Annotated in this window: 10 protein-coding genes; 4 read left to right on the top strand and 6 right to left on the bottom strand. The window is 46.8% G+C overall.

Annotation, left to right across the window (positions count from 1 at the left end; translation table 11 throughout):
• Positions 1-101: 101 nt before the first annotated feature.
• The 4 genes from SGRA_RS10355 to SGRA_RS10340 form a co-directional block, all read right to left on the bottom strand.
• Complete coding sequence (locus SGRA_RS10355) at positions 102-1,283, bottom strand: hypothetical protein (RefSeq protein ID WP_015692632.1); 1,182 nt, start codon at positions 1,281-1,283, stop codon at positions 102-104.
• A 14-nt stretch (positions 1,284-1,297) separates the two neighbouring features.
• Positions 1,298-3,010, bottom strand: coding sequence for an ABC transporter ATP-binding protein (locus SGRA_RS10350; protein ID WP_015692631.1), 1,713 nt, complete (start codon positions 3,008-3,010; stop codon positions 1,298-1,300).
• Positions 3,011-3,191: 181 nt separating this feature from the next.
• Positions 3,192-3,968 carry a hypothetical protein gene (locus tag SGRA_RS10345; protein ID WP_015692630.1) on the bottom strand — a complete coding sequence of 259 codons (777 nt, stop codon included), beginning with the start codon at positions 3,966-3,968 and terminating at the stop codon, positions 3,192-3,194.
• A 45-nt stretch (positions 3,969-4,013) separates the two neighbouring features.
• Positions 4,014-4,613 (bottom strand): RNA polymerase sigma factor, encoded by a 600-nt coding sequence (locus tag SGRA_RS10340; RefSeq protein ID WP_015692629.1) that lies wholly within the window; start codon positions 4,611-4,613, stop codon positions 4,014-4,016.
• 537 nt (positions 4,614-5,150) lie between these two features.
• Between SGRA_RS10340 and SGRA_RS10335 the strand changes: the two genes are divergently transcribed.
• Positions 5,151-8,111, top strand: a complete 2,961-nt coding sequence (locus tag SGRA_RS10335) for a M16 family metallopeptidase (RefSeq protein WP_245538536.1) — start codon at positions 5,151-5,153, stop codon at positions 8,109-8,111.
• A gap of 114 nt (positions 8,112-8,225) precedes the next feature.
• Positions 8,226-8,870 carry an acetyltransferase gene (locus SGRA_RS19555; protein WP_015692627.1) on the top strand — a complete coding sequence of 215 codons (645 nt, stop codon included), beginning with the start codon at positions 8,226-8,228 and terminating at the stop codon, positions 8,868-8,870.
• 465 nt (positions 8,871-9,335) lie between these two features.
• Here SGRA_RS19555 and SGRA_RS10320 read toward each other — a convergent pair whose 3' ends face one another.
• Together SGRA_RS10320 and SGRA_RS10315 are read right to left on the bottom strand one after the other, a co-directional pair.
• The gene (locus SGRA_RS10320; RefSeq protein WP_015692625.1) at positions 9,336-9,743 is read right to left on the bottom strand and encodes a thiol-disulfide oxidoreductase DCC family protein; all 408 of its coding nucleotides are present in this window, start codon (positions 9,741-9,743) and stop codon (positions 9,336-9,338) included.
• Positions 9,727-11,280: a GH3 family acyl-acid amido synthetase gene (locus SGRA_RS10315; RefSeq protein ID WP_041329617.1), complete on the bottom strand. Its 1,554-nt coding sequence runs from the start codon at positions 11,278-11,280 to the stop codon at positions 9,727-9,729. Before SGRA_RS10315 ends, SGRA_RS10320 begins: the two co-directional genes overlap by 17 nt.
• A gap of 136 nt (positions 11,281-11,416) precedes the next feature.
• Between SGRA_RS10315 and SGRA_RS10310 the strand changes: the two genes are divergently transcribed.
• Positions 11,417-11,869, top strand: a complete 453-nt coding sequence (locus tag SGRA_RS10310; RefSeq protein WP_015692623.1) for a low molecular weight protein-tyrosine-phosphatase — start codon at positions 11,417-11,419, stop codon at positions 11,867-11,869.
• Between the two features lie 32 nt (positions 11,870-11,901).
• A complete protein-coding gene (pdxA, locus tag SGRA_RS10305) occupies positions 11,902-13,455 on the top strand; it encodes a 4-hydroxythreonine-4-phosphate dehydrogenase PdxA (RefSeq protein WP_015692622.1) in 1,554 nt (517 codons plus the stop codon).
• Positions 13,456-13,544 lie beyond the last annotated feature (89 nt).

The raw sequence follows: 13,544 nt of genomic DNA, 5'->3' as shown, positions 1-13,544 counted from the left end.
GAAGCCCGCGCAGGGCCGAGCAGGCTTGCGAGCCCCGCAGCATAGCGGCGGCCGAGCTAGGCGAAGCCTAGCCGGCCGCGGGCCCCAAAAACAGCAAAAAATCAATCGACTAAACGCAGGAGGATGCCTCCGAAGCGGCCTTCATGGATGAGGCAAAGTTGTTTATTGATATAGCAATAATATTGGCTACGGCCTTGGTCTTTTTTGAGGACTTTGCCTTTTGGGCCGAGGGTTTCGAGGACCAAGCCTTTATTTAGGCCTTGATTGTAGAAGCGGAGGCTTTGGCCGGCTTCATTTTGGGCTTTGGCTTGGCAGTTTTTGCAGATCCTTTTGGGGTAGCGGGGATTATAGGGCAGGGCTTGTTGGCAAATTGGGCAAAACTGCTTGAAGCAGCCGCTTGAAAGGCTGGGGTCGAAGCAGAGATTTTCCCATTGTTGGAGCAGGAAATAGTCGCTACTGTTTAGGTTTTGGCTTTGGCGCAATTGGTTACCTAATTGGACAATCCATTGGCAGAGGAAGAGGGGGCGTTCGATATGGTCTAGGCAATGATGGCAGGGGCGATAATAGAGAAAAAAGAGGCCGGCGGCATTCCAGAACCACCAAAAATCCTCTAGGCTGTCAAATTTTTGGCAGAGTTGGCCATCTTCGTCTTTTAATTCTAGGCTGGCATATTTTGACCAAAGTCGGAAGATTTTATTTTCCTCATCGACATAGCTAAGTAAGAGTAAGCATGGACTTTCCTTCATTTTTTGGGCCTGCAGCTGGCTCAGTTCGGTCAAACTAAGGCTTTGGGGGTTATTTTTTAGGCTTCGTTCTTTTCGGAGTTGTTTGAGCAAAAGGCTTTCGGCTTCTTTTTCTTCAAAAGCGAGGCGTTGGCGTTGCATGAGCAACTGCATATTTTCGGTTTTAAAGAGTTTTTCCTCATAATAGTCGCCGGTCTCGGACCAAATTCTTTCTACTTGCAAAAGGAAAATGCCTTTAGGGTCTTGCCATTCTTTGCGTTTATACTCAAAGCGGGGGCGCCAATCCTTGGGTGCTAATAAGCGAGTAGGCTTTTGGTCTAGCAAAAAGACCTTATTGGGTAGGCTATAGCCCTCTCCTTTTTCATTGAGGCGGTATCGCCTTCGAGCCTGCAACAGAAGTACAGTCAGTCCAGAGGCTGCATCTACAAACTCCTGACTGAGTTGCCAATTTTTGTCATCGGTTAAGCAATAGGCCCATGCGTGTAATTTGGACTTAATTGCCTTAGGGGGGTAAGGCCATTGCTCGATTAGTTTTATCATTGATAAGGGTTTAGCTAACCTTTGGGGATGGCAGCAATGAGTTCTTGGGTATAAGCTTCTTGGGGGTTTTCATAAATTTGTCGACTACTGCCTGATTCTACAATTTTTCCGTTTTGCATAACGAGCAGGCGGTCGGCCATAAACTTGACCACAGAGAGGTCATGAGAGATAAAGATATAGCTCAATTGGTACTGTTCTTTTAGGTCCAGCAATAAATTGAGGACCTGTGCCTGCACCGAGACATCTAGGGCAGACACCGACTCATCGCAAACAATCAGGCGGGGTTGCAGGGCCAAAGCCCGAGCGATACAGATTCGTTGGCGCTGTCCACCAGAAAACTCATGGGGGTATCGGTTATATTGATCGGCAGAAAGTCCGACTTGTTCCAGCAGTTCCTCCACGCGTTTTCGGCGTTCTCGTTTAGAGGACAAAATGCCGTGCATACGCATGGGTTCTTCAATGGCGGCTCCAATTTTTTGTCTGGGATTGAGTGCGGCTAGGGGATCTTGAAAAATGATTTGCATTTGTGGGCGCAGCTGACGCAACTTTTTAGGCGAGAGTGTTCGGAGATCTTGCCCATCAAAGCAAAGCTTATCGGCTTGGCAATCTTGTAGGCGCAGCAAACTGCGGCCCAGGGTAGTTTTTCCAGAGCCCGACTCCCCGACCAAGCCCAAGACCTCGCCGGGATACAAAGCAAAGGACACTCCATCAACGGCTTTAAGGTAGCTTTTGGTACGGCCAAAGAAAGTTCGTTGCTTAGGGAAATAGGTCCTTAGGTTTTCCACCTCCAAAAGCGGCTGAACCTTAGGTACTTCATAAGTAGGGGCTGGTTTAGCGAGTGCTTTTCGGGCGGCTTTGGCCGAGCTATATTTGGGGGGTTCTCCCATAAAATCGGCCACAGTAGGCAAGCGGCTGAGCCAACTATCTAGGGGCGGGTGGCAGGCCAGTAGGCTTCTTGTATAAGGTGATTTGGGAGATTCATAAATCTCTGAGATAGGTCCTTCTTCCATTCGTTTAGCCTGATACATCACCAGAACTCGGTCGGCAATTTCGGCTAGAACGGCCAAATCATGCGTAACAAATATTACGGCCATATCTAGCTCCTTTTGCAACTGCTTAATCAGGGCCAAGATAGACTTTTGGACCGAGACATCTAGGGCTGTTGTGGGTTCATCGGCAATTAGGATCTTGGGGCGGCCGGCCAAAGCCATAGCTATCATTAGGCGTTGTTTTTGGCCGCCAGATAATTGATGTGGATAAGCTGAAAAAATGCGTTCACTATCATCCAAACGTACTTTTTCCAATAGGGCCAAGGCTCGAGCTTTGGCGGCCTTGGCTTCCTTTTTTTCTTCTTTGGGGATCGCTTCTATCAATTGTTCGCCACAAGAAAGAACGGGATTTAAAGAACTCATGGGCTCCTGAAAAATCATGGCGATTTCCTGGCCTCGAATCTTCCGCATTTCGGCATCTTTCAGTTGCAAAAGATCTAGCTCCTCCTCTCCTTTTCGATAAATAATTTGTCCGGCTACATACTGTGCTGCTGGCCTGGCCAACAGTCGTAGTGCGGCCAAACAGCTCACTGATTTGCCAGAGCCTGATTCTCCGACAATGCCCAACAACTCTCCAGAGCGCAACTGAAAGCTCAGCTGGTCCACGGCTCGAACAGCGGGCATATCGCCCTGTTTAAAGTCTATTGTCAAGCCCTTATACGCTAACAAAATGGCCATAATTATGATACGGATTTAGTCCATCAACTTACGGCAGTTTGCCAAGTTAAACAAACTTATGCTTTATATTTTTGGGGCATTGCCGCCCTTTCTATGGTTGCCAGCGCTTTGCATTCTGCAAATAAAAAAGCCAGCCCTAAGGTAGGACTGGCTGGTAGAATTCTATCTTAACTATCACTAATTATTGAGGTAAGGCAAGGCCTTTTTCCTCATAGAAGGCTTGTACTTGCGCATAGCACTCATGTCGAGGCTGTTTTAAGATTTGTGCAGCAAGTGCCTGCATGCGCTCTTCCTTTCCTAATTGATAACTAATCAAAAAGAGTTGAAAGTCCTTGAGCTGCATTAAGCGCATTTTATCCTCTTCTTGAGGAAAAGCCAAGAGCATAGCCTCAGCCTTCTCCAGTTCTTTGCCTGTTTTGATAGTACTAAACCCAAAGGCCAACTGCATTTTAAGCTCCTTAGCTTGTAGTTCGGCCAAAGACAGCTGAGCCATCTGCTCTACAATAGCTGTGTAATCTTCATCCCGGTATTTCTGGGCAATCAATGCTTGACTAGCCTCCAGAGCTTCTCCTCGGGTAAAGCTATACAAAGGAGCGGCTGGCAAGCTAGCAAAATAGCGATCTTCTTGGGGCAGCAGCTGATAAAGGCTATAGCTCAGGCCAAACAACAAAAGTACAGAAGCGGCCAGTTGCCAAAACTTAAAGTTAGGCAAGAAAAAGACCTTGGCGGCCGGTTTTTCTTCTGCCAACTCCTCTTCAGCATCCCAGCTTTTCATATCGGCTAATAAGCTATCTGCAGCCAGACCATCCAAGCCCTTAAAGAGCATCTCATAATCTTCATACTCTTCCCTAGGCATCTCCTCTTTTAAGTCATTTGCCATCTGCCGATCTCCTGCTGTCATCTCATAGTTGAGGACCAGCTTTTCAATCAGCTCTAGTTTTTTCTCTTCTGTGATCATTATTAGGGGCGTTTTACTACTAGCAAATATAGGGGGGGCTAGCAGTTAGTGAAGCTTATCTTTAAAAGACTGCGCAATCTCCCGGAGCTTCTTCATGCAAATCGATTTTCGCTTGCGCACAACTCGCTCATCAGAATACTCCATTAGCTCGACAATCTCAGCTAAGCTATGATTTTTGTAAAAAATAAGATTGAGCAACTTTTGACAGGAAGGACTAATACGCTTTAGTAAACTCCTTACTATCTTTTTACGATGCTCATCTTCGTAATGTTCCAAAATAGAGGTATCAACAGAACTAGACTCCCCATCTACATTTAACCAAAATTCGGTATCCTGAGTAGACAACTTGTCTCTTTGCTGATTCCGGAAAGATTCCTTGCGCAAACGCTTAGATATAGCCAGTAAATAAGTATGTAGCTGACAAGTCAGCTTCGTTAATTTACCTTTCTGCACATTATCTACAAAAACAAGAAAACATTCATGATAGTACTCATTGACCTCCGCTTCTTTTTGCATAAAAATTTTACAAGCTGCAGGTACAAACTTTTTCTTGTTCTCCAGATATATCTGCTTTATTACTTTATCGTCTCTCAACCGAATCGCTTCAAGCAATGGAGCGTTCTCTTTACTTCTATCTTTAGACATTTATGCCAAAATTTTGGTTTTTGTTACCTCAAAAATCGAAAAATTACCCCCCAATAGCAAAAAAACAACTTAAACCACTCATTTGCAAACCATTAGACTCAATGTTTATTTTGCCAAAAATTGATAAAATAATGAGTGAGCTAGCCAATAACTCGGATATAAGCCTCTATTGGCTAGACTGCTTTTAGGCTTTTTTTGACGGGCTGCCCAAAATAATTACCCAAAATAATAGGCAAACAGAAAGGGGGGCCTAGTTCACTAAGCTAGTTCGTTTTTTCAATACATTCTATAGGTTAACTCGCTTGCTCTTCTTTTTCTCCGCCCTCAAAATGGAGAAAATACTATATAGCCCTGTTAAGGGGTCGTACTGCAATATAACAAAAGTTAAATTTAACTGTTTTTATGGCCTATAAAGGCATTTCAGTCGAAAAAAATTCAGTTTCTATTTTCAAATTTTATTTTTGCTTAACTAAAAAGCAAAACACAACACTAATATACATGTATTTTACACACCTTATTTCTTAATTGACATATCTCATGATGAAGCTAAAACAATGGGGCTTTGCCCTAGGGTTGCTCCTAATGGGAGTAGCCGCCTGCAAAACCTCTACTAAAGTAAAAGGTGGGCTCTCCTCTAATGATGAGCAACAAAATAGCCCAGCCAAAGATACTAGCTCGCCCCTTAGCGGCCTAGGCAGTATCTCCGCCAATACCTCTACCGTAGAGGAAAAAGCAAGTGGCATGGAAGCCGCCCTGCCTTTTGACGAAAGTATCCGCACTGGCCAACTAGAAAACGGTATGCGCTACTATCTGCGCAAAAATGCCAAACCCGAAAACCGCATCGAATTACGCCTAGCTATCGATGCCGGCTCTATGCAAGAGGAAGATAGCCAAAGAGGCCTCGCCCACTTTGTAGAGCATATGTGCTTTAATGGTACTGCCAACTTCAAAAAGAATGAGTTGGTCGACTTCCTAGAAAAAACAGGGGTCCGCTTCGGTGCAGACCTCAACGCCTATACTTCTTTCGATGAAACGGTCTATATGCTCCAACTCCCTACCGATAAGGAAGGCTTAGTCGATAAAGGACTGGTCGTTATGCAAGATTGGGCCTCAGCAGTCTCTTTTGAAGAAGAAGAAATTGATAAGGAAAGAGGCGTTATTCTCTCAGAATGGAGAACCCGCCTCGGCGCCGACGAACGTATGCGCCAGGTCTACTGGCCCAAACTTTTCTATAATTCTCGCTATGCTAATCGCCTACCTATCGGGACTACAGAGGTGATCCAAAATGCCCCCTACGAACGCCTCACGACCTTCTACAAGGATTGGTACCGCCCCAATCTTATGGCCCTTATCGTGGTCGGCGATATCGACCTAGATGAGATCGAAGCCAAAATCAAAACGAATTTTTCTAAAATGGAAAATCCCGAAAACCCCAAAGAGAAAAAACTCTTTGAGGTCCCCGGCCATAAGGAAACTTTTGTCGCTGTAGCTACCGATAAAGAAGCCACGAATGTGAGCTTCCAAATGATCCATAAACATGCTCCCAAAAGCATCAAGACTCTAGACGATTTTAGAACCTCTATTACGCACCAACTCTATAATATCATGCTTAATGCTCGCTATAATGAGCTAAGCCAAGATCCCAAAGCCCCTTTCCTCTATGCAGGTTCTGGCTATGGCAATTATGTGCGTAATTCCGATGCCTATTTTATCCAAGCTGCCGCCAAAGAAAATAGTATCGAAGAGGCTATCGCCCTGGTCCTACGCGAACAAAAACGTGTACTAGAACACGGCTTTACCGATACCGAACTAGAACGGGCCAAAGCCGAATATCTCAATTATGTAGAACAAGCTTACCGCAAACGCGATAAGGTGACTTCAGCCTCTATCGCCAGCGAATGTGTGAGCCACTTCCTCCAAGATGCCCCCCTATTCGGTATCGAAAAAGAACTACAGTTGGTCAAGGAGTTTCTCCCTAGCATTAAGCTTAAGGAAATGAATGCCCTGCCCAAGGCTTGGATCACCAAGGAAAACCGCACGGCTATCCTTACCGCCCCAGCCAAAGAGGGCCTCAAGATCCCAACTGAAGACCGCATCCGCGAACTGCTAGCCGAAAACGAAAAGATTGAAGTGGAAGCCTATAAGGATAAGTTCCTCGATATGCCGCTGCTCGAAAAAGCCCCCAAAACAGGTAAGGTAACGGCCCAAAAAGAAGTGAAGGAGAAAGAACTCAATATTACCGAATGGACGCTCTCTAACGGCGCTAAGGTGATCTTGAAACCCACCGACTTTGAAGGCGACCAAATTATGCTGCAAGCCTATAGCCCCGGTGGCCACTCTATCTATGATGTCAAGGATTTCCTTACGGCTTCTAGCGCCGCCGAATTGATCGACCGCTCTGGCGTTGGCCAATTTGACCTTATCGCCCTAGAGAAAAAATTGACCGCCAAAACAGTCAGCATTAGCCCCTATATCAGCGAACTGAGCGAGGGCTTCTCTGGCCGCTCTTCTACCGCCGATTTTGAAACTATGCTCAAATTGCTTTATCTCTATGCTACCCAAAGCCGCCTAGACGAAAAAGCCTATGAAGCTTATCTGGAAGAGGCCATAGAACAAAGCCGTAACGCCCTGTCTAACCCCCAACAGTATTTCTTCAACGAGTACCAAAAGGCCCTTAGCCAAAATCACCCCCGCCGCCCTGGCCTCCTCTCTGAGGAGCAAATCCGTAGCATCGATATGAAACGTGCTCACGAGATTTATAAGGAACGCTTCGCCGATTTTAGCGACTTTACTTTTGTCCTCGTCGGTAACTTTAAACCCGAAGAGATTAAAGGACAGGTGGAGCAGTATATCGCTAGCCTCCCTAGCACCAACCGCAAGGAGAATTATAAAGACCCTGAGGTGAAGTTCCCCGCTAAGGGTATGACCAAAAACCTGAAGAAAGGACTCGCTCCTCAGTCTAATGTGATTCTCTCTTTTGCCCAAGAGGTCAATTGGTCGGCTGAAGAGGCCTTTAAATTAGATGCCGCAATTAGCGTCCTGAGCATCATGGTCCGAGAAAACCTCCGCGAAGATAAAGGGGGGGTCTATAGCCCATTTGTAGGCGGTGGCATGAGCCGCGAACCCAAGGGAACTAGCCAGATTATTGTCTTCTTCCAATGCGCTCCCGATGATGTGGAGGTCCTCGTAGAAGCCGTTAAAGAAGAAGTGGCCAAGCTCCAAAAAGATGGCCCCTCTGAGGAAAATCTCGAAAAGGTCCGCGAAACTAAACGCCGTGGCCTAGAAACTTCGCTCAAAGAGAACCGCTTCTGGATCGGCCAATTGCTCAATAAATATCGCTTCAATGAAAATCCCTTGAGCATTTTCGACAAAGAAAAAATGATCGAAGATCTCAAAGCAGATGATATCAAAAAGGCCATTAACCAATATGCCGATATCGAAAAAGCATTGATCCTAACTATCAAACCCGAAAAAGAGGTGGATAACAAACGCCCCTAATCTTTTTTATTCTTAGCTTTACAAGAGCGGCCTATTTCCAAAGGAAGTAGGCCGCTCTCTATGCTTATTTACCACTACACCACTCTATTCCAATGTATATAACCAATTTCTTTCATGCAGCTAATTATTTATGGCTGCGGCCGCTTTGCCGCCTATGCCGCTTATGTTTTTCAACTAGATAGTCCCTACCAAATTGTTGCCCACTGTATCGAACAAAAGTATCTAGCCAACGCAAAAGCAGACTACCCTATTATCCCCCTAGAAGAACTCCCCAACTCCTTCCCCCCTTCAACAACTGCGGTTTTTATTGCTCTTGGCAATATCAAAGAACGAAAACGACTCTTCCACTACTTTAAAGAAAAAGGCTACACCTTGGCCAGCTATTGCTCCTCTAAAGCAGACGTTTGGCCCAATCTCCAGTTTGGCGAAAATGTCTTTATCGGAGAAGGATCTGACCTCCAACCCTTTATCCAATTAGCCGATAACTGTATTCTCTTTGGCGCCAGACTAGGCCATCATTGCCAAATCCAGGCCCATACTCTCCTCAGCGGCTGTACCCTCGCAGGCAATGTTACTGTGGGCCAGGGCTCTTTCCTCGGCCTCCAATCCGCTGTCCAACAAAATGTCCAAATCGGCCAATATAATATTATCGGTATGGGCGCTATCATTAGCCAGGATACGCCCGATTATGCCATTTATCAAGCCGCCCCTAGCCAAAAAAGAAACTTGCATAGCTCCAAATTAAAAGGCTTTCTCTAGGTTTATTTTTAAGCTGCTGCTGTTTTTGGGGCCTCCCGCCTGCGGCGGGCGCTACGTTTCGCAGCTCGCTATTCGCTCGGCCCTTCGCCAGCAAGCTGGCTCGGTCTGGCCCTACGGGCCACTGCTGCACATCGCTAGGCCAGTCGCTGCGCTCCTTCTAAACGCAGAAATTTAATCTTGCTCCTTATGTGTCTGTTTAAAATGTTGTGTTTATCCTTTTTGCCGCCTAGAGACAAGCCCCTAGGCGATGATTGGCAAAACCCTAGGGTTTTGCTCCTTTTTGCGGGCCGAAGAAGCGGGCCAAAAGAAAGCCAAAAAGATGAGCGGCCCAGCGCTGCGCAGCCGTGGCCCGCAGGGCCAGACCCAAGCCGCCAAAGGCGGCTGCAGGGCCGAGCAGACCTGCGAGCGGCGCAGCATAGCGGCGGCCGCCTTGGCTTTGCCAAGGCGGCCGCGGGCCCCAAATTATTAGGAAAGAAAACGGTCTTGCCAATCCGCTTTAGGCAGCATACAGTGCTCTTTTTGGCCAAACCAACGATAGCGATTTTTGGAAATCCAGTAGTAGACGGGATCTCTTAAAAAGCGGGGCAGCCACAAAAAAACGCCAAAAATGGGCCAGGGAAAAGGCAGCAAACAAAGCAGGCGCAAAGCCGCCGTAGAGCCCAAATAGGCCTGGCCATCTTCTACTAAAACCAGCGATTTAAAATCGCTTTGGGCCAGTTGCTGTTGGGCCAAAATCCGCTGCCCTGCCTCCGATTGCAAGGCGGCAAAATGAACCTTAGCCTGCCGATCTCTTTGCAGCACAAACTGCACGCTTTTCTCGCAAAGATGGCAAACCCCATCAAAAAGTAAAATGGCTTTAGTATCCTTTGGCATCTAAAAATTGTTTCCAGTCGGCAAATTGCTTGGCGGTCAGTACCCTAGGAAACTTGGACTGCCCGTCGAGGCGTTTTTGCTGCCCCCACCACTCCCAAAACAGGGCATTGGGCAAGAGGCGCAGCTTCACTTTCTTTAACAAATTATCTTCTCTTTCTGTTTTATAATCGTCGTTTAGAGCGCCCAAATATTGGTCGACTTTTTGGGCCAGCAACTCCTCCGACAAGCCCGCCAAGGGGGCCGTTTGGCCCAAAAACCAATGGTGCTCAAAATGATTGCCGACCTTAACGGCCTGCAGATGAAACTCGCCAAATTGCAAGCCTAGTTCTGCTTCGCAGCGGGCCAGGGCCTCATTCATATTGTCTACAGAAAGGTGCTCGCCGCAGATGCTCACAAAATGCTTAATGCGGCCCGTAAGGCGAATCTCGGCCCTTTGTTTATTGAGAATGCGGACCGTATCGCCCAGCAAATAGCGCCAAGCGCCCGAGCAAGTACTGAGGAGCAGAGCATACTCCTTGCCTTCCCGAACCTCCCCAATATGCAGGGCTTTGGCCTGGGGAAGCAACTGGCCCATTGGGCTAAAATTATCGGCATTGAAGGGAATAAACTCAAAGAAAATCCCATTATTCAGAATCAACTCTAGGGGCATGACCTCATCGTCAATTCGGGTTTGACAGGCCAAGCTCCCCTCCGAGGTATTATAGGTATCTAGGGTGTGTACATTGCCGCCAATCAACTCCTTAAAGCGTTGTCGGTAAGGCGAAAAGGCGATCCCGCCAGAGACATAAATCTTGAGATTGGGCCAGATATCAATAATTTGATCCGCTTTTTGGACCTGCAGCACTCGTTCGAGCATCATCTGCACCCAGGAAGGGATACCCGCAATTACGCTTAGGTCCCATTTATGGGCCTGTTCGGCAATAGCAGAAACTCGTTCCTCCCAATTGGGGAGTTTAATAATTTTGGCACCAGGTTTATAAAAGCCCCGAAACCAGCTTGGCATTTGCGTGGCATTAATGCCCGAAATATCGCCTAGCCAATGCTGGCCCTGCTTGCGCAAAGTCGTACTACTGCCCATAATGAGGAAATCTCGGCCATAAAAATTGGGGCCAAGCTCCCATTGGGTAGAATGAGCAAACATAAACTTAGTGCTGCGTTTCATGGCGCCTAGCATCGCCTTGCTCACGGGAATCTTCTTGCTAGGGCTGCCAGAAGTGCCCGAACTTTGGGCAAAATAACGGATTTTCCCAGGCCAAACTACATTGGCCTCATCCTCTAGCAAACGATGCCACCAATGGGCATACATCTGTTCATAATCTACAATAGGAAGCTGCTCCTGATAGGCCCGAATGGGGTCTAGAGCCGCCCGAATTTGAGCAAACTTATAGTGCCGACCAAATGCTGTTTGCTCAGCCATCTGCAAAAGAAACTGCAAGCTCTGCTGCTGCAAGCGCAGCGGAGTTTGTTGCCGTTGAGAGGCTGATCGCAAATGCCACATCAGCCCCCGCTTGAATAGTTGTCCTTTTATTTTTGACATAAATCCGGGGGAGTTTATTTACCTTAAAGTGGAGTGTATAAATAAAGCCTGTCCATAAGTTGCAAGAGGGCCAAAATTAGCTCAGCTCCCGCTTAAAAACTAAACAGTTGTACAAAATAAAAAAGCAAATTGTATAATGAAAATTTTAATGCTTTGCCTAGGCAATATATGCCGCTCTCCGCTAGCGGAGGGCATTCTGCGTAAAAAAGTAACTGATTTAAATTTAGACTGGACTATAGATTCGGCGGGGACCTCTGCCTATCATGCTGGCGAAGCCCCCGATCCTCGTTCTCAGGCGGTGGCCTTCGCCCATGGGATCGACATCAGCCAACAGCGATCTCGAGCCCTAAAACCCAAAGATTTTGCTATCTTTGACCTTATTCTGGCTATGGATAGCCAAAATTATCAAGATGCCCGAAAAATGGCCCAAGGAGAAGAGCAAAAAGCAAAAGTACAGCTCATTATGAACTTCGAACGGCCCCATTTCAACCAAGCCGTTCCCGATCCTTATTGGGATGACAATGGCTTTGAGTTGGTCTATGCCATGTTGGACCGCGCCTGCGAGGCGCTGATTCAACAACTGAGCTAGGGCTTTTTTTTATGCGCTCATTTTAAGCAATCATGGAAAAGATTAAAATAGGAATTTCTATTGGAGACATTAACGGTATTGGTCCAGAAGTTCTCCTCAAGACATTAGGCGATAGCCGCATTACCGAACTTTGTACGCCCGTTATTTTTGGTTCGGCCAAGATCTTGGCCTACCATAAGAATATTGTCAAGCTGCGCAGTTTTCAGTTTCATACCATAGAAGAAGGAGAACAGCCAGAAGAAGGACAAATCAATGTGGTCAATTGTTGGAGCGATAATGTTCGTATCAATTTGGGCAATATCTCTGAAGAAGCTGGCAAATATGCTTATATCGCCCTCGAAAAAGCCGTACAGGCCCTAAAAGATGGCTATGTAGATGCCCTAGTCACAGCCCCAATCAATAAGGAGGCTATGCAGCTAGCCAACTTTCCGCATACGGGACATACCGAGTATCTGGCCGAGCAATTGGGTAGCAAAGAAAATCTAATGATGCTGGTGCATGAAAACCTCCGTGTAGGCCTAGTGACCAATCATCTCCCTATTCGCCAAGTGGCCGATGCCATCAATAGCCAAACCGTTTTGCGCAAGCTACAACTGATGCACCATAGTTTGCGGGCCGACTTTGGGCTGGACCGCCCAAAAATTGCCGTTCTGGGCCTTAATCCCCACGCTAGCGATGGTGGAAATATTGGGACCGAAGAGCAAGAAGTGATTCTCCCCGCTATCGAAAAAGCCAAAAAAGAAGGCATTATGGCTATTGGCCCCTACCCTGCCGATGGATTCTTTGGTAGCCAAAATTATAAAAATTTTGACGCCATTTTGGCCATGTACCACGACCAAGGACTGGTGGCTTTTAAGGCCCTCTCTTTTGGTCAAGGGGTCAATTTTACCGCAGGAATGCCCTTTGTCCGCACTTCTCCAGACCATGGGACCGCCTTCAATTTGGCCGGAAAAAATGTAGCCGATGCCGACTCTTTCCGCCGTGCGCTCTATCTGGCTATCGATGCCCATAGAAATAGGGCCAATTATGAGGATATGCACGCTAATGAAATGCCTAGTATTAGCCTAGAACAATACGAAAAGGAAGAGGAACAGGAAAGACGGAAATACCGCAAGCAACGCCAACAAGAACGAAAAGATGCTCCTAAACAAGAGGAGACGAATGAGGAGGACCCCAAAGGAAAAGGCAAGCGCAGCAGTAAGCGCCCCCCTCGTGGACCAAAACGCAAGGGTCCCCGTCCTACAGATACTGTAGAAAATAAAGAGGCCGAAGCTCCTAAAAATGAGCAGAAGCAGGAACCCCAAAAACAGGAACCCAAAGCCGAAGCTCCTAAAAATGAGCAGAAGCAGGAACCCAAAAAACAGGAACCCAAAGCCGAAGCTCCTAAAAATGTGCAGAAACAGGAACCCAAAAAACAGGAACCTAAGGCCGAAGCTCCTAAAAATGAGCAGAAGCAGGAACCCAAAAAACAGGAACCTAAGGCCGAAGCTCCTAAAAATGTGCAGAAGCAGGAACCCAAAAAACAGGAACCCAAAGCCGAAGCTCCTAAAAATGTGCAGAAGCAAGAGGAACTGAATAAGGACTAAGCAAAAAGGGCTGTTGGAGAATTCCGACAGCCCTTTTTAGTTCTGGGCATCTGCCTGTAAATAACGCTCAAAGAGAAAAACGATTTAGA

This window comes from Saprospira grandis str. Lewin (assembly GCF_000250635.1).
Lineage (GTDB): Bacteria > Bacteroidota > Bacteroidia > Chitinophagales > Saprospiraceae > Saprospira > Saprospira grandis.
The sequence above is the reverse complement of the archived record's forward strand: the minus strand, read 5'-3'. Positions and strand labels throughout refer to the sequence as shown.